Source organism: Lysobacter sp. 2RAF19 (assembly GCF_052115395.1).
Lineage (GTDB): Bacteria > Pseudomonadota > Gammaproteobacteria > Xanthomonadales > Xanthomonadaceae > Noviluteimonas.
This window is the reverse complement of sequence record NZ_JBFRGO010000001.1, coordinates 1271335-1295656: the sequence shown is the minus strand read 5'-3', so window position 1 is coordinate 1295656 and position 24322 is coordinate 1271335. Positions and strand designations below refer to the sequence as shown.

The window sequence follows — 24322 nt, the reverse complement described above, 5'->3', positions numbered from 1 at the left end:
CGAACCCTCCGTCCTGCGCCAACCGATTGCTCAGTCGTTCGTGACCGCCGCGACCGTCAGGCGCGTCGTGCGCCCACCCGGCAAGGCCCACTGGATGGTCTGCCCGACGCGCAGTCCCAGCAAGGCCGCGCCGACGGGCGCGAGGATCGACACGCGACCGGCGGCGAAATCCGCATCGCGCGGATAGGCCAGGGTCAAGACATGTTCGTCGCCCGTGGTTTCGTCGATGCAACGCACCTGCGAACCCATCCTGACCACGCCCTCGGGCATCTGGTCGGGCTCGCGATATTCGGCGCGCGCCAACTCGGCCTCCAGATCGTGGGCGACATCGTCGGCCTGCGCCGATGCCAGCAAGGCTTCCAGTCGGGAAGCGTCTTTAGTCGATACAACGATGTTCGGCGTCGCAGCCACGGCAAATCTCCAGGGCGTAAAAAAGAGGCAGCGGCCTGCGCCCTGCCTCGACAATGCACCCAACGTAGTCCCGTGCGCGCGAAAGGTCAACGCGACGGCTGAGTTCGCGCGACAACACGCCTCATACACGGTGCGGGTCGGAAGGTAGCGGGATCGAAAGGACACTCCCATGGCCTCCACGTCGGTCGATCCCGTACGCCCCTTGCCGCTCCACCCGTTGCACGCGTTTTTCCTCGCCGCGATGGTCTCGCCGTTCCTGGGCGCCGTGCTGAGCGATTACGCGTACACAAAAACGTACGAAATGCAGTGGAGCAACTTTTCCTCGTGGCTGCTCGCCGGCGGCCTGGTCTTCGGTGCGCTGGCGATCGTTTGCGCCTTGCTGGACTTCGCGCGCGCCGCGGGCCGTCGCGGCCTGCATTCGATCGCGCTCCTCGCGCTGGTGGCGACGTGGGTGATCGGATTGATCGACGCCTTCGTGCATGCCCGGGATGCCTGGGCGGTCATGCCGATGGGGTTCGTGTTGTCGATCATCGTCCTGGCGCTCGCGCTCATCGCGACCTGGCTGGCGTTCTCGCGTTTCCACCGGAGCATCCGCCCATGAGCCGCGTCGTGTTTTCGCTCGCCGTGCTCTCTGCCGCCGTGTTGACTGCGTGTGGCGGCGGCAAGGATCCCGATGTCGCGCAATTCGGCCCGAATCCGAAGCTTCCCGAGCAACAGAGCGGGCTGCTTCCGGACATGAAGATCGCCAACCCCACGCAGTGGGGAGACGCGCGCCCGACGGTCCCCGCGGGCTACACGATCACGGCCATCGCCACCGATCTGGCGATTCCGCGCCAGACCCTGATCCTCCCCAACGGCGACATCCTCGTGGCCGAAGGGCGCGGTGGCGCGGGCGAACCCAAGTTGCGCCCCAAGGACATCATCGCCGGCTACATCAAGGCCAAGGGCACCACGCATGTGAAAGGCGGCAATCGCCTCACGCTGCTGCGCGATGCCGACGGCGACGGCAAGTACGAACTGAAGACGATCTTCGCCGGCGATCTCAATGCGCCTTACGGGCTCGCGCTCGTCGGTTCGAAGTTGTACGTCGCCAACCAGGATTCGCTGGTCCGCTTCGATTACCACGACGGGCAAACGCGCGCGAGCGCGCCGCCGGTCAAGCTCACCGACTTGCCGTCGGCGGTCAACCATCACTGGACCAAATCTCTCGCGGCGAGCGCCGATGGTCGCTTGCTTTACGTGGGCATCGGGTCGAACAGCAACATCACCGAGCGCGGCATGTCGCTGGAAGCCGACCGCGCGCGCATCTGGGAAGTGGATGCAACGACGGGCGCGCATCGTCCCTACGCGACCGGCTTGCGCAATCCCACCGCGCTGGCGATCCAGCCGGACACCGGGCGCTTGTGGACCGTCGTGAACGAACGCGACGAACTCGGCCCCAACCTCGTGCCCGATTACCTGACCTCGGTGCGCGAAGGCGGCTTCTACGGTTGGCCTTACAGTTACTGGGGGCATAACGTCGACCCGCGCGTGCAACCGCCGGATCCGAAGAAAGTCGCGTCGGCCATCGTTCCGGATTACGGCCTCGGATCGCACGTCGCCGCACTCGGCGTCGCGTTTTCGAAGCCCTCGATGGGTGCGCAGTTCGGCGACGGTGTGTTCGTCGGCGAGCACGGCAGTTGGAACCGCAACGCGCCGGTCGGATACAAGGTGGTCTTCGTGCCGTTCCGCGACGGGCGCCCCTCCGGCGCGCCGATCGACTTCGTCACCGGATTCCGCGGCAGCGACGGCATGACGCGTGGCCGGCCGGTGGGCGTGAGCGTGGATCCGCGCGGCGCATTGATCGTCGCCGACGATCTGTCGAACACGATCTGGCGCGTGGTGCCGGCGCGCTGATCGCGCGCCGGACTTCACGTGCCCGAAGTTACTTCGTCGTCTTCGTACCGCTCGTGTCTCCGATGAAGCGCAGGCCCACGCCGGGTTCGGTTGCGATCCATCGCGGGGCGAGGGGATCGTCTCCCAACTTCTGGCGCACCTTGCCCGCGAGGACGCGGAGATAGTGCGTGTCGTGTTCGTGGTGCTGGCCCCACAGCTCGCGCAACATCTGCGGCTGGGTGACGACGCGGCCGGCGTGCTGCACCAGCAAGGCCAGCAGCGCGTATTCCTTGCGCGCCAACGGGACCGCCTGGCCATCGAGCAGGACCTCGCGTCGTGCGAGGTCCACGCGCAGCGTGCCGTCGTCGAAAAGCGGCGGGGTGTCGGCGGGCATCGCGCGCCACCGAAGCAAGGAACGCACGCGCGCCATCAATTCCTGCACGCCGAAGGGCTTGGTCACGTAATCGTTCGCGCCTGCATCCAGCGCCATCACCTTCTGCGCCTCATCCGCACGCACGGTGAGCAGGATCACCGGCACCTGCGACCATTGGCGCAACTCGCTCAATACCTCCTGCCCATCGCGGTCGGGCAGCCCCAGGTCGAGGATGACCAGGTCCGCGCCGCGCGTGGCCAACACTTCCAGGCCTTCGGCTCCGGTGCCGACCGCTTCCACGCGATAGCCTTCCGCACGCAGGCTGATGTCGAGGAATTTGCGGATCTGCGGTTCGTCGTCGACGACCAGGACACGGGCCGGAACCGTCGCGCCGCCATCGGACGGGATGGGACTGCTCATCGACTAGTCGTCGGGGGTTGCATGCGCGGCAGCGTAATCCGGATGGTGGTGCCGCGACCATCATGGCCGGGGAGCGCTTCGACGCTCCCGCCGTGCGCGCCGATCATGCCCTGCGTGATCGCCAGGCCCAATCCGGTGCCCTGGCGCCCGCGATCGCCCCGCTCGACGCTGTAGAACATGTCGAAGATGCGTTGCCGTTCTTCTTCGGGAATGCCGGGCCCGTGATCGCGCACGTCGACGCGCAGCTGGCCGTCAACGTCCATCGCTTCCACCGTCACCGGCGCGCCCGCCGGCGAGAACTTCGCGGCGTTCTCGATCACGTTGAAGATCGCCTGTTCGACCAGCGCCGGATGCACCCAGAGGGGGGCCAGGTGCTCGGCGATATGCAGGTCGAAGCGGATGTCGGGCTGGTAGCGCTGGAGGCGGGAGGTGGCCGAACCGATCAGCTCGTCCACGCCGATCCAATCGCGATTGAGGGTGAGGCCGCGGTGCCCCAGGCGCGTCATGTCGAGCAGGTTCTGGATGTAGCGGTCCAGCCGCTCGCCTTCCAGCCGCACCGTTTCCAGCAGGCTGCGGCGATCGTCTTCGCCCATCGTGCGCCCGTAGGTATCGAGTGTTTCGGCAGCGCCGATGATCGACGCCAGCGGCGAGCGCAAGTCGTGGGATACCGACGACAACAACGCCGAGCGCAACTGTTCGGTCTCGGTGGTGACGCGCGCGTCGGCAAGGTCGGAGACCAGGCGCGTCCGCACGATCGCCTGCGCGATGTCGTCGGCCATCGCTTCGATCAGGCGTCGTTGTTCGGGCGGCAGGCGCGGTGCGCTCGCCGGAAAACGCAATCCGATCATTCCCTTGGCCGAGCGCTCGACCATCAGCGGCATGAACCACCAGTCCGCATTCCCGAGTGTGTCAGTGAAATGCCCGGCGGGTTGCCCGTGTCCGAGGGCCCAATCCGCCGCGGCGATGTCCTTCTCCGACAAGGCATGCGCGCCATCGGCGGACAGCGGCGCATCATCCGGCTGGACCAGCGCCTCGGCGCCGGTGGCCTGTTTCAGTGCGACGCGCCCGGCGTTGACGACCTGTCCCACGTCGGCCGCGGCGGCGAGTTGCCGGCTCAGCGTCTGCAGCGCAGTGGTGTGCGCGTTCGCCGCGCGCAACGCGATCACCTGCATGCGCAGGCGCGAGGCCAGGCGACCGGCGACCAGCGCGGCGATGAGGAACAGGATGACGGTCGCGACGCCTTGCCGCGCGCCGATATAGAACGTGAAGCGCGGCTCGATGAAGAAGAACGTGTACGAAAGAAAGCACAGCGTGGCAGCCAGGACCGCCGCCGCCATGCGGGTCCGCGTCGCCACCAGCACCACCGCGACGATGAACACCAACGACAGATCGTCCAGGCCGACCCAACGCTCGGCGATTGCGCCGGCAGCCGTCGCGAACACGGCCGACAACAGCGCCAACACGACATCGCGCCGGCTCAGCCACGGGCCCGATTGCCGGAGCGAACGCCGCGAACGCGCGCGTGCCTCGGGCGTGCTGACGATGGTCAACTCGAAGTGCGCGCCGCGTTGCAGCAGTTGCTGCGTCAGCGTGCGGTTGAACATGCGCGCGACCGGCCGCTCGCGCGTTCGGCCCAGCACGATGGTGGAAGCGCCGACGCGCGTGGCCTGGTCGAGGATGGCGTCGACGATGTTCCCGCCGTGCAACAACTCGGTGTCGCCGCCGAGGCGTCGCGCGAGCGCGAACGCGCGGTCGATCTCCATCTGCTGCTGCGACGGCATCGGGCCGCCGGACTGTACGGTGACGACTGTCCACGGCGCGTCGCGTCGTTCGGCTAGCCGACGCGCGATGCGCACGAGATATTCCGATTGCCCGAGCCCATCGATCGCGACGAGCACGCGACGACGCAGCGGCACGCCAGGCAACCCGCGCGCCGCCTGCGCCTCGCGCAGGTCGCTGTCCACGCGGTCGGCGGCCGTCTGCATCGCCAGCTCGCGCAGTGCGGTGAGATTGGAGGGCGAAAAGAACGCCTGCAGCGCATGCGTCGCCTGCTCGGGCACGTACACCTTGCCTTGCTGCAAGCGTTCGATCAGTTCGCGCGGCGGCAGGTCGACCAGCAGGATGTCGCGCAGCCGGTCGAACACCAGGTCCGGCACGGTTTCGCTCACGCGCACGCCGGTGATCCGGTGCACGACGTCGTTCAGGCTTTCAAGGTGCTGGATGTTGATCGTGGTGTAAACGTCGATCCCGGCGTCGAGTAGGTCGATCACGTCCTGCCATCGCCGCTCGTGCCGGCTGCCCGGGACGTTGCGGTGCGCCAGTTCGTCGACCAGCGCCACCGCGGGCTTGCGTGCGAGCAATGCTTCGAGGTCGAGTTCCTCGAGCATTCGTCCCTGGTAGTCGATACGCTTGCGCGGCACGATCGGCAGGCCTTCGAGCAACGCCTGCGTTTCGACGCGACCGTGCGTTTCGGCGATCCCCACGCAAACATCGACGCCCTGTTTCAACAACGCCTGCGCGCGCGCGAGCATCGCGTAGGTCTTGCCCACGCCCGGCGCGGCGCCGAGGAAGATCGTGAGCCGCCCGCTGCCTTCGCGTCGCAGTTCGCCCAGCAGCGCGTTGGCCTGGGCCTGTCGAAGGGTGGCGCTGCGGTCGTCGGTCATCGTGTCGGCTGCAGCGCGTCGAGGGCCAGGTTCAGTTGCAGCACATTAACGCGTGGCTGTCCGAGCAGGCCGAACTGCGGCGAAAGGGTGTGCGCCGCGACCAGGTCGCGGACGCGGTCGGGCGCCAGGCCGCGCGCCCGTGCTACGCGTGCGACCTGCATGGCCGCGCCCGCCGGCGTGATGTCCGGATCCAGCCCGCTGCCCGATTGGGTGAGCATCTCGTCGGGCACGTCCGAAGGCGCGATGCCATCGCGCGCGGAAACGGCGGCGCGCGTTTGTTCGATGCGCTTGCGCAGGTCCGGATTGCCCCGCGCCTGGTTGCTGCCGGCCGCGGCCATCGGGTCGTAGTTCGCCGCCGAGGGACGCGGCTGGAAATACCGCGCATCGGCGAAGGGCTGTGCAAGCAACGCCGATCCGACGAGGCGGCCATCGCGGGCGATCGCGCTTCCGTCGGTCGCCGACGGAAAGATCTGGCCCAGGCCTGTGCCCGCCAGCGAATACGACAGGCCGAAGCCGACGAGGATCACCAGCGAAAACAGCAAGGGCGCGCGCAGGCCGGCATGGTCCTGGAGCGTCGCGTCGCGCAGCGGAAGGTTCGAATGCTTCACTTCAGGCCTCCTCAGGCGCCGATGGTGGCAGCGAGCGCCACGTCGATCACTTTGATGGCGACGAACGGCAGCAACACGCCGCCCACGCCGTAAACCAACATGTTCCGGCGCAACAACGCGGTGGCGTTGGCCGGCTTGAAGCGCACGCCGCGCAAGGCCAGCGGGATCAACGCGGGAATCACCAGCGCGTTGAACACCAGCGCCGAGACCACCGCGTTGCGCGGGCTCGACAGTCCCATCACGTTGAGCGCGGCCATCGACGGGATCGCGGCCGCGAACAGGGCGGGCAGGATCGCAAAGTACTTGGAGACATCGTTGGCGAGAGAGAAGGTCGTCAGCGCGCCGCGTGTGATCAGCTGTTGTTTGCCGACTTCCACGACGGCGACGAGCTTGGCCGGGTCGCTGTCCAGGTCGACCATGTTGCCGGCTTCCTTCGCCGCCTGCGTGCCGGAGTTCATCGCAAGGCCGACATCGGCCTGCGCAAGCGCGGGTGCATCGTTGGTGCCGTCACCGACCATGGCGACGAGGCGACCGCCGGCCTGCTCGGCGCGGATGCGTTCGAGTTTGTCTTCCGGCCGCGCTTGCGCGATGAAGTCGTCGACGCCGGCTTCGGCGGCGATCGCTGCGGCGGTCAACGGGTTGTCGCCGGTGATCATGACGGTGCGCACGCCCATCTCGCGCAAGCGGGCGAAGCGTTCCTTGACCCCGTGCTTCACCACGTCGGACAACTCGACGACACCGAGGACGTATTTGCCTTCGCTGACGACCAGCGGCGTCGCGCCCTGGCGTGCGACCTGGTCGACGCGCGCGCGCAGTTCGGGCGGCACGATGCCGCCCAGCGCGAGCACGTGCTGTTCGATCGCATCGCCGGCGCCCTTGCGGATCGCGCGCGCGCCGCCTTCCAGGTCGACGCCGGACATGCGCGTCTGCGCCGTGAACGCGATGAAGTGCGCATCATCCGGGTCGACCATCACCGCGCCTTGCTGGCGCGCCAGTTTGACGATCGATTTGCCTTCGGGCGTCGGATCGGCGAGCGAGGAGAGCAGGGCGGCGTCGCGCAGTTGGTCGGCGTTGATCGAAGCGAGCGGGTGGAACGCCGTGGCCTGCCGATCGCCGTGGGTGATCGTGCCGGTCTTGTCGAGCAGCAACACATCCACGTCGCCCGCCACTTCCACGGCCTTGCCCGACTTCGCCAACACGTTCGCCGACAGCGCGCGGTTCATGCCCGCGATGCCGATCGCCGGCAGCAGGCCGCCGATCGTGGTGGGGATCAGGCAGACGAGCAGCGCGATCAACAGCAGCGGATCGATCCGGACGCCGACGAAGGCGCCGATCGCCGGCAACGTCGCGCAGACGATCACGAACGAAAGCGTCATCGCCGCCAGCAACATTGTCAGCGCGATTTCGTTCGGCGTCTTCTGCCGATTGGCGCCTTCGACCAGCGCGATCATGCGGTCGAGGAAGCCATGGCCCGGCTCGGCCGTGATGCGCACGATGATTTCGTCGGACAACACCTTGGTGCCGCCGATCACGCCGCTGCGATCGGTGCCGGCCTCGCGCAGGACCGGTGCCGACTCGCCGGTGACGGCGGATTCGTTGATCGTCGCGACACCGTGCACGATCTCGCCATCGGCGGGAATCAACTCGCCCGCGGAGACGACGACGAGATCGCCGGGCGCGAGTTCCGCCGCAGGCACGCTGGTTTCGGCGCCGCGCACGCTGGCAGCGTAGGCCTTGCCGTCGACGAGGCGACGCGCGACGAGATCCTTGCGCGCCCGTCGCAACGACGCCGCCTGGCCGCGGCCCCGCGCTTCGGCGACGGCTTCGGCGAAATTGGCGAACAACACCGTGACGAACAGGATGACCGTCACCGACCAACCGAAACCGCCCGGCGCCGCACCGGCCATCGTGATCAGCGCGGCGAGCACCGTGCCCACGGCGACGATCAACATCACCGGGCTGCGCACCAAGTGCCACGGCGCGAGCTTGCGGAACGAATCGCGGATGGCGCTGCGCACGCCGGCGGCGTCGATCAGCGCCGGGTGCGTGCGCTGGGTCTTGATCTGGTAATCGGTCTGGATCATGGGAAGTCCTCAGTGCGCCGCAAGGCTCAGGTGCTCGGCCACCGGCCCCAGCACCAGCGCAGGCATGAACTGCAACAGGGTGATGATCGCGACCACCGCGATGAGCGTGATCGAGAACGTCGGTGTTTCGACGTGGAGGCTGCCGGCGCTTTCCGGCGCATGTCGCTTGCGCGCCATGCTTGCGGCCACGGCCAGCGGCACGATGAGCGCGGGATAGCGCCCGAGCGCGAGCACGAGCGTGCACGTCAGGTTCCACCAATACGTTCCATCGCCCAGGCCTTCGAACCCCGAGCCGTTGTTGGCGAACGCCGAGGTGTACTCGTAGAAGACCTGGCTGATGCCGTGGAAGCCCGGGTTGGAATTGCCGGTGAACGCCGGCAAGGCCAGCGTGAGTGCGGTGAATCCGAGCACGACGGCGGGCTGCAACAGGATCAGCAGGGAGAGCAGGCGCACTTCGCTTGCCTCGATCTTGCGACCGAACAATTCAGGCGTGCGCCCCGTCATCAATCCGGCCAGGAACACCGCGAGCAACAGGTACACGAGGAATTGCTGCAGGCCACAACCGATGCCGCCCCAGATCGCGTTGATCAACATGTTCGACAACGTGCCCAGGCCCGTCAGGGGCGCGAGCGAATCGTGCATCGCGTTGACCGAGCCGTTGCTGGTCTGCGTCGTGACCATCGCCCACAACGCGGAGGCATCGGCGCCGAACCGGACTTCCTTGCCTTCCATCACGGCCGGGTCGAGCGCCGCCGAACCGTGCCCTTCGAGCCACATGCCGGCGCCCGTGGAGACCAGCGACATCGCGAGCATGCTGCCGAACACCAACGCCGTGAACTTCCTGCGCCCGATGAAGGGGCCGACCATGAAGGCGACCGACACCGGCAGCAGGAGGATGGCGAGCATCTGCAGCACGTTGGAGAACGGCGTCGGGTTCTCGAGCGGCATCGTGCTGTTGGGCCCATACCAACCGCCGCCGTTGGTGCCGAGTTGTTTTGCAGCGACCATCGGCGCGACCGGCCCGAGCGGGATCTTCTGCTGTTTCATTTCGACCGACACGTCGACCGGCGTCGCCGTCGGACCCGATTGCAAGGTCGCCGGCACGCCTTGCGATGCGAGCAACAGGCTCCACGCCAGGCACAGCGGCAGCATCACGCGCACCGTGGCGCGCACGACGTCCGCCCAATAATTCCCGACGTCGGCTTCGCTGCCCGCGGTGCTCGCCGGTGCGACACCCGGCGCCATCGCCTGGCGGCCACCCATCAGCGCACGCAGCGTCGCAACCACCAGTGCAAGACCCATCATCGGCGTGACGATCTGCAGGCCGACGATGCCGACCATCTGCGAGAGATAGGACAGTTGCGCCTGGCCGGAATAATGCTGCTGGTTGGTGTTCGTCAGGAACGAGACCATCGTGTGCAGCGCGGTGTCCCAGCGCATGTTCCCAATCGCGTCGGGGTTCAGCGGCAGCCAGGCCTGCGCCATGAACTGCGCCCACACCAACAGTCCGACGAACAGGTTGCTTAGCAGGAAGGCTTTAGCGTAACCGCGCCAGGACATGCCTTTCGCCGGATCGGTACCGAGCAAACGGTAAATCGGGCGTTCGATCCAGCCGAACACGCCGTCGACCTTCATGGGTCCGCCGCGCATCACCGCGGCGAGGTAGCGCCCGATCGGCGAGCCGAGGCCGATCGCGAGCGCGAAGACAAGCAGTGCTTCGATCATCGTCGTGTCTCGTCAGAAGCGCTCGGGGCGCAGGATCACGTAGAGCAGATAGGCGCTCGCGACGATCGCCGTCACGCCGCACACGATCATCAGCCAGTCGGGCATGTCGTTCTCCTCAGAAGTTGGCTTGCAGGGCCGCTTCGAAGCGCGCGCCGGCGAAGTCGTCGCCGAAGATGCGCTTCGCGTTCGAATCGGTGCCGTGCGCGGTGAGGCGCAGTTCGAATGGCGCGTGGAATGCCCACACCGCGCTCGCAGAGCCGTGCGTGTAGCCGTTCTCGGCGACGACGTCTTTGTCCAGGAAGTAATGCGCCAGCGCGCCTTCCAGGCGGAACTTGTCGTTGATCGGGAACCTGGCGCCGACCAGAGCGTAGGTGCCGCTTGCGTCGTACCCGAGCGCCTCGTTGGACCAGCCGAGCGAAGCCCAGTAGTTGTTCTTCCACGTGAGCGTGGAATTGAGTTCGGTCCAGTTGAGGTCGACCGTGGTGGCGGGGTACTGATAGCGCAGGACGTTGACGTCGAGCGCCCAGACCTCCGACAGCGATTTGCTCCATCCCAGGGTGAAGTCGAGCTCGCTGCTCGCATGCGTTTCCGGAGCGAACTCGACGCTCGACCCCCAGGCCGATGCATACAGGCCCGATGCGCCGGCGACCTTGAAGCCGGCCTGCACGGCCGGATCGCCCTGCGTCTGCGTGCTGCCGCGCCAGACGTAATCGCTGGTGAGCGTGGCGTTGCCGGTGAAATCGGCTGCGTGCGCGGTCGTTGCGAGCGCCATCAGCGCGGCGATGCAGAACGCGGCGCGGGCGGGCTGGGTGTGGTTCATTGCCTTCGGGATGCGGTCGGCTGGCCCCATTGGCCATGCACGCATTCTCGGAAGGCGGACCGTAAAACTTCTATTCGCTACGCACGAGGCGCCGTAAATTCTGCATAAAGCGCCCGGTATTCACCGGGCGCCTGAGTGCGCGAAGACCCCGCGCCTCAGTTTTCGGTCAAGGCCTTGCGCGGCAACTTCTCCGCGCGCATCGCCGCGTTGTAGGCGAACGCGGCCACGATCGCGGAGGCCTGCTTCAGATCCTCCGGCGCGATGTGGTCGAGCACGTCCAGGTCGGTGTGGTGGACGTTCGTGAAGTAATCCAGGTCGTCCTGCACGAACTGGAAACCGGGCAGGCCGATGTTGTCGAAGGAAATGTGGTCGGTGCTGCCGGTGGTGCGCTGGGTGACGATGGTCGCGCCGACGTCGTTGAAAGGTTTGAGCCACGCTTCGAAGATCGGCGCCACCGCCATGTTTTCCTGCGCGTACACGCCACGGATCTTGCCGCCGCCGTTGTCGAGGTTGAAATACGCGGCGAGGTTGCCGTAATCGCGCGTGGGCTGCAGCTTGCCCTTGACCTTGCGCAGCGAGAGCGGCATCGCCTTCTCCTGCGGGTCGGTCGGATCGGGGTATTTGCCGAAGTGGCGGGACACGTAATCGGCCGAACCCAGCAGGCCTTGTTCTTCGCCGGTCCACAGTGCGACGCGGATCGTGCGATCGGGCTTGGCGCCGACGGCCTTGAGGATGCGCATGGCTTCCATCATCACCGCCACGCCGGCGCCGTTGTCGGCCGCGCCCGTGCCCGCGTGCCAGGAATCCATGTGCGCGCCGATCATCACCACTTCGTTGCGGTGCGGGCCGGTGCCGGGGATTTCGGCGATGGTGTTGTACGCGGGTTGATCGGCGTCGCTGGTGAAGTTCGCATCCACGTTCACGCGCAGGCGCACGGTTTCGTTGCGGCCGAGCGCGCGCATGACGGTGTTGTAGTTCTCCAGGGACATCGCCAGCGAGGGCACGCCGATCGATTCGCCCGCCTTGCGGGAACCGCCGCCGGTCACCACGAGGATGCCGTTGTCCCAACCGCTCGGGCTGACCGCGGCGATCGCGCCTTCATCGACGAGGAACTGGTTGAGCATCGGGGTGAACTCGATGCGCTTGCGGCGGCGTTCGCGCGCTTCTTCGCGCGACTCGGGGGTCTGGTCGGCCGGGACTTCCAGCGACTTCATCGCGCCGAGTGTTTCGTCGGTCTCGCGCGTCCACTCGGCTTTTTCGCCGGGCTTGTAGGCGCGTGCATCGGCGATGAAGACAATCTTGCCCTTGAGCTTGCCCTTGAATTTCTCCAGGTCGGTCTTCGATTCGAGCTTGGCGGCGAAGGCCTCGCCTTCGACCGGGCCGTTGGTGCCGGGTGTCCACGCTTTCGGCAGTGCGTGCAGCGGGAAGGCGCGCGGGCTGAGCATTTCGACGCTGGCCGAACGGAATTCCCAGCCGCGGCCGAAGGCGTCGGTCATGGCTTCGTCGTGGACGTTGGCCAGGCCCCATTCATTGAATTTCGAGCGGGTCCAGGCGTTGGCCTGGGCCATCGCGGGGGAGTTGGTGAGGCGGGGGCCGATTTGTTCGGTCAGGTGGGTGAGTAGCGGCAGGACCTGCGAATGGGTGAAGGCTTCCTGGCGGATGCGACCGGTCACGGTCAGGTCGATTTTTTCTTCGGCGTGCACTCCGCCGACCAGCAGGGCGGCCATCGCCGCCAGCAGCATTCGTTTCATTGCTTTTCCCCTGAACCCGGCAAAGCGTCGAGTCTGCCATCGGGGGGCGCTGCGGCCGCTGGCCCATCAGTCATGGTGGGCGGGGTCACTGTCACGTAAAGCGCGGTTCTCACCGGGGCATTCGGGCGGGTGCTGGAAGCTGGGGGCGCAGATGGGGCGTCGGTTGGGTTGTTTCGACTCCACCAGAGTTGCGCGGCGCGCCGCCGCATTGGAGGGCCTCATTGCTCCGCAAGAGCTCACGCTCCGCAATGAGGCCCTCCAACGCGACGACCACCGCGCATCAGGCGTCAGGTTGCGCGACAGCACTGTGGGGAGTGGGGGCGTCGCGAATTTAGGCCGGCGCGCGTACAGCCAGCACTCCAGACGGGCCGGCGCCTCGCCCGTCGAGGACATCACGACTCGCGTGGGTGCTGGTCCTCGCAAGCGCGATGTCCTCTCTCGGGCATCGGCGCCTTCGCGGCGATTTGAGGGGGAAGCGGATGCGCAGCGAGGTGAAGTTACGCGGCCTTGCTTGCGCTCTTTTTTGTCGCCTTGCGTGTGGTTGTTTTCTTCGCGGCCTTTTTCGCCGGGGATTTCTTCGCCGCTGTCTTCACCGCTTTCTTCGTGGCCTTGGTGCCCTTCGCGCCGCCGTCCTGTTTGTTGACGGTCGCCCATGCGATGCGCTCGGCCGCCGCGGTCGAGCGGCCTTCCTTCTTTTCCGTTTCCTCGATGTGCGCCGCCTGGCGCCGCTGCTTGGGTGAGTACGAAGACTTGTCTCCGCGTGGCATGACCGTGCCCTCCGGTTTTCGAGTTTGCTTTCTTTAAAACGGCGCATGTCGCGGGTTCGTGAGGAACCTCGCAGCAGGTTGCAAGGGGCATCGGTCCTCGCTGTGAATCCGAAGCGTCTCACGCGAGAAATACCTCGTTCGCTTTTCTTCAAAACACGGCGTTAGATGGCAAACACCGTTCGAAGAGCAACATCATGTCGGATTCCCTGCGCGCCCCGAAGGTATTCCATCCCGTGCGAGCGCTGATCAGTTTCTTGCCCCTGATGTTGGCGCTGGCCGCATGCTCGCCGACGCCCGCGGACGTTCCCACGGATGCCGCTCCCGCGCCGACGCCGAAGTCGGTCGCCGAGACCGCGTATCCCACGCGGGCTTACTTCGGCGATACGCACGTGCACACCGGTTGGTCCGTCGATGCGGGCACCGAAGGGGTGATCACCACGCCCGAAGACGCCTTCCGCCTGGCGCGCGGGGATGAGATCACGTCGAACACCGGGCGCCCCGCGAAGCTCAAGCGCCCGCTGGACTGGATGGCGATCACCGATCACTCCGATGGCATGGGCACGATCAGTGAAGTCATCGCGCGCAATCCGCAGATGATGGCCGACCCGGTGGTTCGCGGTTGGTCGGATGCGTTGCGTAGTGGCGACGAGCATCGCACGCACGAAGCGGCGATGGACCTGATCCGCCACCAGGCGAACGGGCAAACGCCGAAGGTGATGGAAGATCCGAAGTGGATGGGCTCGGCGTGGGAGAAGACCATCGCCATCGCCGATCGTTACAACGCGCCCGGCAAGTTCACCGCGTTCATCGGTTACGAGTGGACGGTCAACGCCAATGGCGGCAACAACCTGCATCGCAACATCATCTATCGCGACGGTGCGGACAAAGCGAAGCAGATGCTGCCGCTGACCACGTTCGAAAGCCAGGATCCGGAAACGCTGTGGGCGTGGATGGAAGCTTACGAACGCAAGACCGGCGGCAAGGTGCTCGCGATTCCGCACAACGGCAATCTGTCCAATGGGCGCATGTTCGAAGAGCAGCGTTTCGATGGTCGCCCGCTGACGCCCGAATACGCCGCCACGCGCGCACGTTGGGAGCGCTTGTTCGAACTGGTGCAGATCAAGGGCCAGAGTGAAAGCCATCCCAGCCTTTCGCCAAAGGACGCATACGCCAATTGGGATCTGTGGGATGCGGGCAACCTGGTCGGCTTGCCCAAGCAGGCCGGCATGTTGCGCACAGAATATTGGCGCGAGGCCTTGAAGTCGGGCCTTCGCCTGGAACGCCAGCTCGGCGTCAATCCCTTCAAGCTCGGCGCGAACGCGGCGACCGACACGCACACCGGCATGCCCACCGCCGAGGAAGACAATTTCTGGGGCAAGTTCCGTGGTGTCGAACCTTCGGCCACGCGCTGGGAACCGACGGTACTTGGTGCCGGGCCGGCTGCGAAACATGGTTCGGACATGGTGTCGGCGGGTTACATGGGCGTCTGGGCCACCGCGAATACGCGCGAAGCCCTGTGGGATGCGATGCAACGCCGCGAAACCTTCGCGACCACCGGGTCGCGCATGACGCTGCGTTTCTTCGGCGGCTTCAACTTCAGCGACGCCGACCTCAAGGACCTCGTCGCCAACGGTTACGCCAGGGGCGTGCCGATGGGCAGCGACCTGTCGGCTTCGCCGCAACGCGCGAAGGCGCCGACTTTCCTCATCGCGGCGATGAAGGACCCCGACGGCGCGAACCTCGATCGCGTGTCGGTGATCAAGGGCTGGGTGGGCGTCGACGGACAAACCTACGAAAAGGTGTACGACGTGAAATGGTCGGGCGACCGCAAGCCCGACGCTGCGGGGAACCTGCCCGACGTGGGCAGCACCGTCGACCTCAAGACCGCGACGTACAAGAACACCATCGGCGCACCGGCGTTGGTGACCGCATGGACCGATCCGGATTTCGACCCGCGCGTGCGCGCCGTCTATTACGTGCGCGTGCTGGAGATCCCCACGCCGCGCTGGACCGCCTACGACGTCGTCCGCTTCCACTCGAAGATGCCGGCCTCGGTGCAGATGACCTTGCAGGAGCGCGGCTTCACGTCGCCGATCTGGTACACGCCCATCGCGGGAGCGCGCTGAGTTGGACATCGCGCGCCTGCTTCGGGAACCCTTGCTGCACTTCCTCGCAATCGGTGCGTTGCTGTTCGGCGTCAACGCACTCGTGAACGGGCACGCGGCGACCGATCCTTCGGCGATCGTCGTCGACCAGGCGCAAGCCGATGCCCTGGCCGTGCGCTTCGAACGCACCTGGCAACGGCCGCCGACGGAGGAGGAACTGCGGCAATCGATCCAGGCCTGGGTCGAAGACGAGATGTTGTATCGCGAAGGCCTGTCCGCCGGGCTGGACCGCGAAGACGAAGTCGTGCGTCGCCGCGTCGCGCAACGCATGGCGTCGCTCAACGAAGGCATGGCGGCCGCGGTGCCGCAGGACGCCGAATTGCAGGCCTGGTTGCGCACGCATCCGGCGGCTTATCGCATTGCGCCGCGTTACACCTTGCAGCAGGTGTATTTCGATCCGCGCCGCCACGGTGCGCGCTTGAACGACGACGTGCAGGCGGCGCGTGCGTTGTTGTCGCGCGATGACGACGCATCGCCCGGCGACGCCACGCTGTTGCCGTCGGCGGTCGATGCGATGGCCGAAGAAGATTTTGCAGCCTTGTTCGGCAGCGCCTTCGTCCATGCGCTCGGCCGCGCGCCGCTGGGTGAATGGAGCGGACCGATCGCTTCGGGTTACGGCGTGCACCTGGTCCGCGTGCAGGCGCGCACGCCGGCGCGCGTGCCGGCATTGGCAGAAGTGCGCGACGACGTGGAGCGCGACTGGTTGCGCGAACGAACGCAGCGCGCCGACCGCGCCTACCTCGCGGCACTGCGCAAGCATTACACTGTCGACATCGACGCCGACCTCGCGCAATCGATCGCCGAGAACGTCAAACGTCTCGCGGCCGATGGTGCCCCATGAAGCGGTGGCCGATCCCGGGCATCGTCCTGTTCCTATTCCTCTGCACCTGGTTCGGCATCGCGCACGCAGACACCTTCCGCCCGGCGTACTTCGAGCTCCGGCAGGTCGACGCCGAGCATTACGACGTGTTGTGGAAGTTGCCGGCGCTGGATCGCAGCACGCCGATGGCCATGCACGTCCGCTTTCCCGACGGCACGATCGTCGATGCAACGCCGCGCAGCGCATTCACGGGCGACGCGATCGTCGAACAATGGCGCGTGCATCGGCCGGGCGGCCTGGTGGGGCAGGCGATCGCCTTCGAAGGCCGCGCGACGGGCGCGACGGACATCATCGCGCGCGTGGAATGGGCCGACGGCGCGAGCCAGGTCGAACGCCTCCCGCCGGAACGCACCGCCTTCGTCGTGCAGGCGCCCGCGACGACGGGGCAGGTGGCCTGGTCCTACCTGGTGCTCGGTGTCGAACACATCCTCGGTGGCATCGACCATCTGCTGTTCGTGCTCGCGCTGTTGCTGGTGGTGCGCGGCGGCAGGCGGATCATCGCGACAGTGACCGCCTTCACCGCGGCGCACAGCCTCACGCTCGTCGCCGCGACGCTGGGCTGGGTGCACGTACCCGGCGCGCCTGTCGAAGCGACGATCGCGCTGAGCATCGTGTTCGTCGCCGCCGAAGTGATTCGCGGGATGCAGGGAAAACCCGGGCTCACGGCGCGCGCGCCGTGGGTCGTCGCGTTCTCGTTCGGGTTGTTGCATGGTTTCGGATTCGCCGGCGCGCTCGCCGATGTCGGTTTGCCGCAGAAGGCGATTCCCGTGGCACTGCTGACCTTCAACGTCGGCGTGGAAATCGGCCAGTTGTCCTTCGTCTGCGCGGTGCTGGCCGTGGTTGCGGCCACGCGACGCTGGATCGCGCGCCTGCCGGCCTGGAGTCATTACGCGCCAGCCTATGCGATCGGCGGCGCCGCGGCGTTCTGGACGATCCAGCGTACAGTGTCGATCTGGGCTTGATTCCAAGGGAACGCGCCGATGCGCGCATTCGTACGCCGGGTCGCGATCGTCGGTCTGCTGCTCCTGCTTGCGTTGCTCGGGTTCCGCGCCTGGCACTCGACGCAAGGCCCGCACTTGCGGCCGTGGCACACGCTCGTACCGGTCGAGTTGGAGGCCGATGCGATCGTACATGGCACCTGGGCCGATTACGTCGCGGCCGAATCGCGACTGTTCGACCGATTGCATCGCGACCTGCATAAGGCGATGACACCCGCCGACCGCACGCCGATCAATCGCTACAACGACGGCAGCCTGTCCTCGCCCGCGTCCTTCGGGCACGACTGGAATCGCTCCTTCGTCCTCGAACCTGCGGCACCTGCGCGCGGCGTCGTCGTCCTGCTGCATGGCTTGTCGGACGGTCCGTACAGCATGCGCAGCCTGGCCTCGCTGTATCGCGACCGGGGCTGGATCGCGATCGTGCCTCGTCTTCCGGGCCACGGCACCGTGCCTGCCGGGCTCACGCGCGAAGGTCGCAAGCAATGGGAAGCGACGGTCGACATGGCCATGGCCGAAGCCACGCGCCGTGCCGGCCATCGACTGCCGATGCATCTGGTCGGTTATTCCAATGGCGGCGCGCTCGCGCTGCTCCACGTCATGCGCCGCATCGGCGAGGGTCAGCGCAGCGATGTCCAACGCATCGTGCTGCTCTCGCCGATGATCGAGGTCAACGCCTTCGCGCGTTACGCGGGCCTCGCCGGCCTGCCCGCGTATTTCGGCCGATACGCGAAGTCCGCCTGGCTCGACGTCCTGCCCGAATACAACCCCTTCAAGTACAACTCCTTCCCCGTGCGCGCGGCGCGCGAGTCCTACCTGGTGACGCGCGACCTGCAGGACGCGATGGATGCCGTCGTCGAACGGCAGGCCATGGGGCAGGTGCCGCCGATCCTCGCCTTCCAATCGGTCGTCGACGACACCGTCACGGCGCAGGCGGTGATGGTGCGGTTGTTCGACAGGCTGCCTGCGAACGGCAGCGAACTGGTGTTGTTCGACGTGCACCGCGGGCGCGTGATCGATCCGATCCTGCGGCCGACCGCCGCCGCGTGGATGCGCGATGCCTTCAAGGTCCAGCGACGCTATACGCTGACGCTCGTCGGCGCGACGTCGGACACCGATGCGACCGCGATCGCGCGCACCCGCCGCGCGGGCGCCGCGCAGGTCGAATCGCACACACTCGACATGCGCTACCCGGGCGACGTGTACTCGCTCTCGCACGTCGCGCTGCCGTTCCCCGCGGACGATCCGCTTTACGGCAATCGCCCGTCGGGACTTCCGGTGCTGCAATTGGGCGCCGTCGCCGTGCGCGGTGAGCGCAACACGCTGGCGATTTCGCAGGACAGCATCGACCGCCTGACGTGGAATCCGTTCTACGACGAGATGGCCCGGCGCATCACGGAAACCATCACAACTTCCGAACGCGGAACCGCTTCGCCTTGATCTTGCCTTGCGTCAATCGCGTGAGCGCATTGTTCGCCTGCGCTGCGGGCACCGCGACGTAGCTGCGTGTGGCGAACACGTCGATCTTGCCGATCGTGTCGCCCTTCAATCCGCCTTCCCCGGTGAGCGCGCCCACGATGTCGCCCGGGCGCAGCTTGTCGGTGCGGCCGGCGTCGATGCGCAGCGTCGCCATCGGCGCGCGTTGGCCGACGTTCGCCTTCAACGCCGCCATCGGCGGACGCTGCAACGCGGCGCGCAAATTCAACGCATCCTCGATCGCCTTCAGCCGCGGCAGTTCGCGCGAGGTGCACAGGGTCAGCGCCAGGCCGTCGCGACCCGCGCGTCCGGTGCGTCCGATGCGATGCAGGTAGGTGTCCGGATCGTTGGGCACGTCGTAATTGACCACCGCGCCCAGGTCTTCGATGTCCAGCCCGCGCGCGGCGACGTCGCTGGCGACCAGCACGGTGCAACTGCGATTGGCGAAGCGCACCAGCACTTCTTCGCGGTCGCGCTGTTCCATGTCGCCGTGCAGGGCGAGCGCGGAGAAACCCAGATGGGTGAGCGACGCCACGACTTCTTCGGTATCGCGCCGCATGTTGCAGAACACGACCGCGTTGTTGCCGCCATGGTCCATCAGCAAGCCGGCGAGGGCGGCGGGCTTGCGCTCGGGGTCGACCTCGTAGAAGCGTTGTTCGATGGGCGCGGCATCGGCGGCGCCTTCGACCGTGACTTCGACCGGCTCGCGCATCGTGGCGCGCGCGATGGCGCGCACGGCGTCGGGGAAGGTCGCGGAGAACAACAGGGACTGCCGGTCCTTCGGCGTGGCCTTGATGATTTCGCGAATGGGCTCCTCGAAGCCCATGTCGAGCAGGCGATCGGCTTCATCGAGCACGAGCGTGCGGATGCCGCGCAGGTCGAGCGCCTTCTTGCGCAGCAATTCCTGCACGCGTCCGGGCGTGCCGACGACGACGTGCGGCGCATGGCCCAGCGACGCCAGTTGCGGCCCGAGTGCGACGCCGCCGGTCAACGTCAGCAGTTTCAGGTTCGGCAAGCCGGTGGCGAGCTTGCGGATGTGCTTGGCCACCTGGTCGGCCAGTTCGCGCGTCGGGCACAGGACGATGGCCTGCGCGCGGATCTGCGCCAGTTCGATGCGCTGCAACAGCGCCAGGCCGAAGGCCGCGGTCTTGCCGCTGCCGGTGGGCGCCTGGGCGATCAGGTCGTGGCCTTGCAGCAAGGCCGGAAGGCTGCGCGCCTGGACCGGTGTCATGCGCACGTGGCCGAGCGCATCCAGGCCTTGCATCAGCGCGGGATCCAGCGGGAGATCGGAGAATTCGACGGCGTCGTTCATGCGCCATGATACCGGCCGCCATCGCCCGGCGTTCACCGCGGTTTCAATACAACCGGCTGGTCCCCAACGCGGAGCCCTGCATGTCCACGCCCCATGAACTCGAAGGAAAAATGTGGAAGGCGCTGAAGTCCGACCGGACGATCTTCGTCGGCCTGCAGGGTGAAGACCATGCGCGTCCCCTGACCGCCGTGTACGAGGAAGAACGCGGGCCGATCTGGTTCTTCACCTCGCGCGACAGCGCGCTGGTGAAACAACTCGGCGATGGGGGCGGCCGCGCCGTGGGCAGTTTCGCTTCCAAGGGCCATGACCTGTTCGCGAGCCTGCGCGGTTCGATCGCGCTGCACATGGATCGGGAAGTGATCGATCGTCTCTGGAATCCCTTCATCGCCGCGTGGTACGAGGGCAAGGACGATCCGAAGCTGGCGCTGCTGCGCTTCGACGCCGACGACGCCGAAGTGTGGGAGAACGCATCGAGCCTGTTCGCGGGCGTGAAGTTGCTGCTTGGCGTGGACCCGAAGCAGAGCTACAAGGAGCACGTGGCGAAGGTCGACCTGCACTGAGCCGGTCGTCCCCGACGTCGGAGATTGGAATGCTGTTGCGTCCCGACCAGCTCGCAGTCGCCGACGTGCGCAATGCGCCGTTCCCGCTGTTGGTCGCGCACGACGTGCTCGACGATGCGGCGCGGTCCGCGCTCGACGAAGATTTCCCGCACTACCGCGGCGCCGGTTACTTCCCGCATGCGGCGAACGATTGCGGCGAGAGCATCAACGCATTGGTGTCGGAATTGACGGCACCCTCGTTCGCCGATGCACTCGGCAAACAACTGGGCATCGAACGACTCTCGCAATATCCGCCGCTGGTGACGATCTGCCGCTCGCTCAACCTGCGCCACGGGTCGATCCACACCGACAGTTTGTCGAAAGTCGCCAGCGCGCTGTTGTATCTCAACCCGCAATGGCCGACCGAAACGCACGCGGGATGCCTGCGTTTCCTCACCCAGCCCAACGACATCGAAGCGACGCTGGTGCCGGAAATCCCGCCGGTCTACGGCACGCTGGCCGCCTTCAAGCGCAGCGATTGCTCCTACCACGGACACTTGCCGTTCGAAGGCGAGCGGCATGTGATCCAGGTCGCGTGGCTGGTCGATGCCGCGGCGAAAACGCGCAAGACGCGGCGCGGGCGGCTCTCGCGTTTCGTCAAATGGTTGACCGGGCGCATGGATCGCGGCTACGGCAAGCATCGCGACAAGAATGCCGCGCACCTGGATTGAGGGCGCGACTGGATTCAGTAAGATGGCGGCATGCACCGTTCCCGACTTTGCGCCCTGCTGATCGACTGCAATACCGAAGACATCGACGCCGCGGCCGGCTTCTGGTCGGCTGCGCTCGGGCGCGGCATCGACCGCGAACACCCCGGCACGCGCGGCGACTACGTGATGCTGGAGACGCCGCAGGACGAACCCATCGTGCAGCTGCAGCGCGTCGCGCACGAGAGCCGCGTGCACCTGGACATCGAGACCGACGACATCCCGGCCGAAGTGGCGCGGCTCGAACGCCTCGGCGCGAAAGTCGTGCGCACGCTCGAACGCTGGGTCGTGATGGAGGCGCCGACGGGCCAGCGGTTCTGCATCGTCCGCGTGCAGCGCCCCGGTTGGCCGAAGAACGCGACGACCTGGGATTGAGCGCCACGCTATGATCCGCCCCAGCCAGGGCCACCGGTCCGGGCACGGCGCCTCTGGGGAGGGGACATGAAGCGAGTCATGTGGGCGGCGGCGCTGGTCGCGGTCCTGATCGTGGGCTATCACGTGCATCGCGGTTGGTCGAAGCAGATCGCGCCGGCGATCGTGCAGGTGCAGGCCAAGGCCGCTTACGAAGGCATGGTCGCCAAGGCGAAGGCCGACCACCCGGACATGCCGCTCGCCGATGCGATGAAGGCGACGTCCACCGAACTGGCGAACAAGACGCTCGCATCGCTGGATGCGAAGAACCGCGCGAAGATGGCCGCGGGCTTCTACATGGGCTTCCATTGGTCGAACACGCGCACGCGCAAGGACTATTGCAACGCGCGCGGCGTGGACATCGGCCCGTTCGTGTCCGCATTCGAAAGTGCGCATTCGCAGGAATACGCGCGCGCCACCGCGATCCTCGCCGCCGAAGGCACCGATCCGGAACAGGCGTATCCGCTCATCAAGCCGCAGATGGTGCAGGCGATCGACCAGGACATGCGCGACATCGGCAAGGGCGCGCACCTGGGCGAAGCCGAAAGCTGCCAGTTCCTCGTCGACAACGCCGACCGGATCATCCCGCTGCTCGTGCTTCCGCCCGCCGTGAGGCAGGCGTTGACCGACGCGTGAGTGCCGCGGGCTAAGCGCCCGGCATCGACAGGCACTCCATCACTTCCACCCCGTCGCCGGGGAAGTGCGTGAAATGCGGGTGCCCTTCGAACATGCGCGCGGCGGCCTCTTGCGAATCGGCCCGGACCACCACCCAGGCCGACATCGCATTGCGGATCGGATGCACGCCTTGCTTGTCCACGCGCAAGGTCTTGCCCAGCGGCGCGCCGTTTTCCTCCACGGCACCGGCGTGCTTTTCCATCCAGGCCTTCCACGCCGCGATGCCTTCGCGTTCGCGCACCTTGCGCTGGTCTTCGGGCAACGCGTCCCATCCACTCGCCGCGCGGGCTTCGGGCGAGCCGGTGAATATCGCGAGATAGCGGGCCATGGCGGGATCCTGCGGGGAGGGATGTCGAGCCTAACGCGAAGCCCGCGCGCAAGCGGCCTGCGCAGGAATCGGATATTGGCGCTTGACGCGACGCGCCAGACTGGCGCTTTCCAAACGGACGCCCCCCGATGCTGACGCTCTACGATTACCTGCCTTCGCAAAACGCCTGGAAGGTCCGCCAACTGCTGCGGCACCTGTCGTTCGAACACCGCACGGTGCAGGTGTCGATCTTCGAAGGCGAAGGCCGCACGCCCGAATTCCTTGCGCGCAACCCGACCGGCAAGGTGCCGGTCCTGCAACTCGACGATGGCCGCACGCTCGCTGAATCCAACGCGATCCTGTCCTTCCTCGCCGATGGCACCCAGTACCTGCCGGGCGATCCGTTCGCGCGCGCCAAGGTGCATCAGTGGCTGTCGTTCGAACAGGAGAACGTGGAAGCGGTCATCGGTTCGCTGCGCCACTGGACGATGACGGGCAAGCGCGCGCGCCGTTCGCCGGAGCTTATCGAAGGCAAACGCGCGGGGGGTTTGCGCACGCTCGCCCTGCTCGATCGCGAATTCGCGCAGCGCGACTTCATCGCGGGCGATGTCTACACGATCGCGGACATCGCGTTGTTCGCTTACGCAAGCCGCGCCGAAGAGGCGGACCTGTCGCTCGCGCCGTTTCCCGCCTTCCGCGCATGGGTGGCGCGCGTGATGGCGCAGCCGGGGTTCCTCGCGCAGGTGCATCCGTATTCGATCGATCCGCATTCCGGCGGCGAATTGCCGTGAATGCGCCCGCCTTGCGTTGGCATACTCTGGAATCCCCGCCTTTGCGGCGATGACCAGGAGAGCGCGATGCATCGGTTCGGTCTTGCACTCGTCGTGGCCTGCATGCTCTGCGCATGCGCGACGACGGACGCGAAGGAGAAAACGGCTCCGAGTGGAAAGGGCGTCGCGAAGTGCGACACCTCCACGCTGGACTGGGCGAAAGGGCAGCCCGCCAACGAAGCGAACGCGCGCCGCCTGGTGCGCGAAAGCGGCCTGGGGCTGTGGCGGATCATCGGGCCGGACAACGTCGAGCGCGCGGACTATCGCCCCGACCGCCTGACGATCTACACGGACAAGGACAACATCATCCAATCGCTCGATTGCCACTGAGCGAAGGCGCACGCGCCGCAGCATCATCATCGCGCGGCGGCGCGTGCAGCGATACGCCCCGCGTTTTCGTTCGTCCGCCTCGCTGGCCCGCCCGTCCGTTTCGTGCCCGTGAAGAAGCGCCAGCGGCGTTTCAATGCA

At 66.7% G+C, this 24322-nt stretch carries 24 protein-coding genes; 13 read left to right on the top strand and 11 right to left on the bottom strand.

From position 1 onward, the window contains the following. Window positions 1-30: 30 nt before the first annotated feature. Window positions 31-411, bottom strand: a complete 381-nt coding sequence (rnk, locus tag AB4059_RS06325) for a nucleoside diphosphate kinase regulator (RefSeq protein ID WP_498977586.1) — start codon at window positions 409-411, stop codon at window positions 31-33. Window positions 412-580: 169 nt separating this feature from the next. On the opposite strand from rnk, the gene AB4059_RS06320 reads away from it, so the two are divergent. After that, entirely contained in the window at window positions 581-1012 is a 432-nt protein-coding gene (locus tag AB4059_RS06320) for a DUF2231 domain-containing protein (RefSeq protein WP_498977584.1), read from the top strand. Next, entirely contained in the window at window positions 1009-2307 is a 1299-nt protein-coding gene (locus tag AB4059_RS06315; protein WP_498977582.1) for a PQQ-dependent sugar dehydrogenase, read from the top strand. The genes AB4059_RS06320 and AB4059_RS06315 overlap by 4 nt, the downstream gene beginning before the upstream one ends. A gap of 28 nt (window positions 2308-2335) precedes the next feature. Here AB4059_RS06315 and AB4059_RS06310 read toward each other — a convergent pair whose 3' ends face one another. The 8 genes from AB4059_RS06310 to AB4059_RS06275 form a co-directional block, all read right to left on the bottom strand. Further along, entirely contained in the window at window positions 2336-3067 is a 732-nt protein-coding gene (locus AB4059_RS06310; RefSeq protein WP_498977872.1) for a response regulator, read from the bottom strand. A gap of 8 nt (window positions 3068-3075) precedes the next feature. Continuing rightward, window positions 3076-5742, bottom strand: coding sequence for an ATP-binding protein (locus AB4059_RS06305; protein WP_498977580.1), 2667 nt, complete (start codon window positions 5740-5742; stop codon window positions 3076-3078). Next, window positions 5739-6350 (bottom strand): potassium-transporting ATPase subunit KdpC, encoded by a 612-nt coding sequence (gene kdpC / locus AB4059_RS06300; protein WP_498977578.1) that lies wholly within the window; start codon window positions 6348-6350, stop codon window positions 5739-5741. Before kdpC ends, AB4059_RS06305 begins: the two co-directional genes overlap by 4 nt. 11 nt (window positions 6351-6361) lie before the next feature. Further along, window positions 6362-8434 (bottom strand): potassium-transporting ATPase subunit KdpB, encoded by a 2073-nt coding sequence (gene kdpB, locus AB4059_RS06295; protein ID WP_498977576.1) that lies wholly within the window; start codon window positions 8432-8434, stop codon window positions 6362-6364. A gap of 9 nt (window positions 8435-8443) precedes the next feature. After that, window positions 8444-10159 carry a potassium-transporting ATPase subunit KdpA gene (gene kdpA, locus AB4059_RS06290; RefSeq protein ID WP_498977574.1) on the bottom strand — a complete coding sequence of 572 codons (1716 nt, stop codon included), beginning with the start codon at window positions 10157-10159 and terminating at the stop codon, window positions 8444-8446. A gap of 12 nt (window positions 10160-10171) precedes the next feature. Then, window positions 10172-10264 carry a potassium-transporting ATPase subunit F gene (locus tag AB4059_RS06285; RefSeq protein WP_498977572.1) on the bottom strand — a complete coding sequence of 31 codons (93 nt, stop codon included), beginning with the start codon at window positions 10262-10264 and terminating at the stop codon, window positions 10172-10174. A 10-nt stretch (window positions 10265-10274) separates the two neighbouring features. Then, window positions 10275-10979, bottom strand: a complete 705-nt coding sequence (locus AB4059_RS06280) for a TorF family putative porin (RefSeq protein WP_498977570.1) — start codon at window positions 10977-10979, stop codon at window positions 10275-10277. A 155-nt stretch (window positions 10980-11134) separates the two neighbouring features. After that, entirely contained in the window at window positions 11135-12721 is a 1587-nt protein-coding gene (locus tag AB4059_RS06275) for a M20/M25/M40 family metallo-hydrolase (protein WP_498977870.1), read from the bottom strand. Window positions 12722-13237: 516 nt separating this feature from the next. Between AB4059_RS06275 and AB4059_RS06270 the strand changes: the two genes are divergently transcribed. From AB4059_RS06270 to AB4059_RS06250, 5 genes are all read left to right on the top strand, one after another. Then, the gene (locus AB4059_RS06270) at window positions 13238-13534 is read left to right on the top strand and encodes a hypothetical protein (RefSeq protein WP_498977568.1); all 297 of its coding nucleotides are present in this window, start codon (window positions 13238-13240) and stop codon (window positions 13532-13534) included. 157 nt (window positions 13535-13691) lie between these two features. Then, on the top strand, window positions 13692-15623 hold the full coding sequence (locus tag AB4059_RS06265; protein ID WP_498977566.1) for a DUF3604 domain-containing protein: 1932 nt from the start codon (window positions 13692-13694) through the stop codon (window positions 15621-15623). Between the two features lies 1 nt (window position 15624). Then, a complete protein-coding gene (locus tag AB4059_RS06260; RefSeq protein ID WP_498977564.1) occupies window positions 15625-16503 on the top strand; it encodes a peptidyl-prolyl cis-trans isomerase in 879 nt (292 codons plus the stop codon). Beyond that, window positions 16500-17504, top strand: a complete 1005-nt coding sequence (locus tag AB4059_RS06255) for a HupE/UreJ family protein (protein ID WP_498977562.1) — start codon at window positions 16500-16502, stop codon at window positions 17502-17504. The genes AB4059_RS06260 and AB4059_RS06255 overlap by 4 nt, the downstream gene beginning before the upstream one ends. 18 nt (window positions 17505-17522) lie before the next feature. Next, window positions 17523-18977 carry an alpha/beta hydrolase gene (locus tag AB4059_RS06250; protein ID WP_498977560.1) on the top strand — a complete coding sequence of 485 codons (1455 nt, stop codon included), beginning with the start codon at window positions 17523-17525 and terminating at the stop codon, window positions 18975-18977. Here AB4059_RS06250 and dbpA read toward each other — a convergent pair. Further along, window positions 18943-20325: an ATP-dependent RNA helicase DbpA gene (gene dbpA / locus AB4059_RS06245; RefSeq protein ID WP_498977558.1), complete on the bottom strand. Its 1383-nt coding sequence runs from the start codon at window positions 20323-20325 to the stop codon at window positions 18943-18945. The genes AB4059_RS06250 and dbpA overlap by 35 nt on opposite strands. A gap of 80 nt (window positions 20326-20405) precedes the next feature. Here dbpA and AB4059_RS06240 point away from each other — a divergent pair, with 80 nt between their 5' ends. From AB4059_RS06240 to AB4059_RS06225, 4 genes are all read left to right on the top strand, one after another. Continuing rightward, complete coding sequence (locus tag AB4059_RS06240) at window positions 20406-20885, top strand: pyridoxamine 5'-phosphate oxidase family protein (protein ID WP_498977556.1); 480 nt, start codon at window positions 20406-20408, stop codon at window positions 20883-20885. A gap of 29 nt (window positions 20886-20914) precedes the next feature. Beyond that, window positions 20915-21595 carry a 2OG-Fe(II) oxygenase gene (locus AB4059_RS06235; protein ID WP_498977554.1) on the top strand — a complete coding sequence of 227 codons (681 nt, stop codon included), beginning with the start codon at window positions 20915-20917 and terminating at the stop codon, window positions 21593-21595. Between the two features lie 30 nt (window positions 21596-21625). Beyond that, window positions 21626-22006 carry a VOC family protein gene (locus AB4059_RS06230; RefSeq protein WP_498977552.1) on the top strand — a complete coding sequence of 127 codons (381 nt, stop codon included), beginning with the start codon at window positions 21626-21628 and terminating at the stop codon, window positions 22004-22006. Window positions 22007-22072: 66 nt separating this feature from the next. Next, window positions 22073-22678 (top strand): hypothetical protein, encoded by a 606-nt coding sequence (locus AB4059_RS06225; protein ID WP_498977550.1) that lies wholly within the window; start codon window positions 22073-22075, stop codon window positions 22676-22678. 10 nt (window positions 22679-22688) lie between these two features. Here the strand turns inward: AB4059_RS06225 and AB4059_RS06220 are convergent, their stop codons facing one another. Further along, complete coding sequence (locus tag AB4059_RS06220) at window positions 22689-23045, bottom strand: hypothetical protein (RefSeq protein ID WP_498977548.1); 357 nt, start codon at window positions 23043-23045, stop codon at window positions 22689-22691. 128 nt (window positions 23046-23173) lie between these two features. On the opposite strand from AB4059_RS06220, the gene AB4059_RS06215 reads away from it, so the two are divergent. Both AB4059_RS06215 and AB4059_RS06210 read left to right on the top strand, forming a co-directional pair. Then, window positions 23174-23815, top strand: coding sequence for a glutathione S-transferase family protein (locus AB4059_RS06215; RefSeq protein ID WP_498977546.1), 642 nt, complete (start codon window positions 23174-23176; stop codon window positions 23813-23815). Window positions 23816-23881: 66 nt separating this feature from the next. Further along, window positions 23882-24184: an I78 family peptidase inhibitor gene (locus AB4059_RS06210; RefSeq protein WP_498977544.1), complete on the top strand. Its 303-nt coding sequence runs from the start codon at window positions 23882-23884 to the stop codon at window positions 24182-24184. The last annotated feature ends 138 nt before the right edge of the window (window positions 24185-24322 follow it).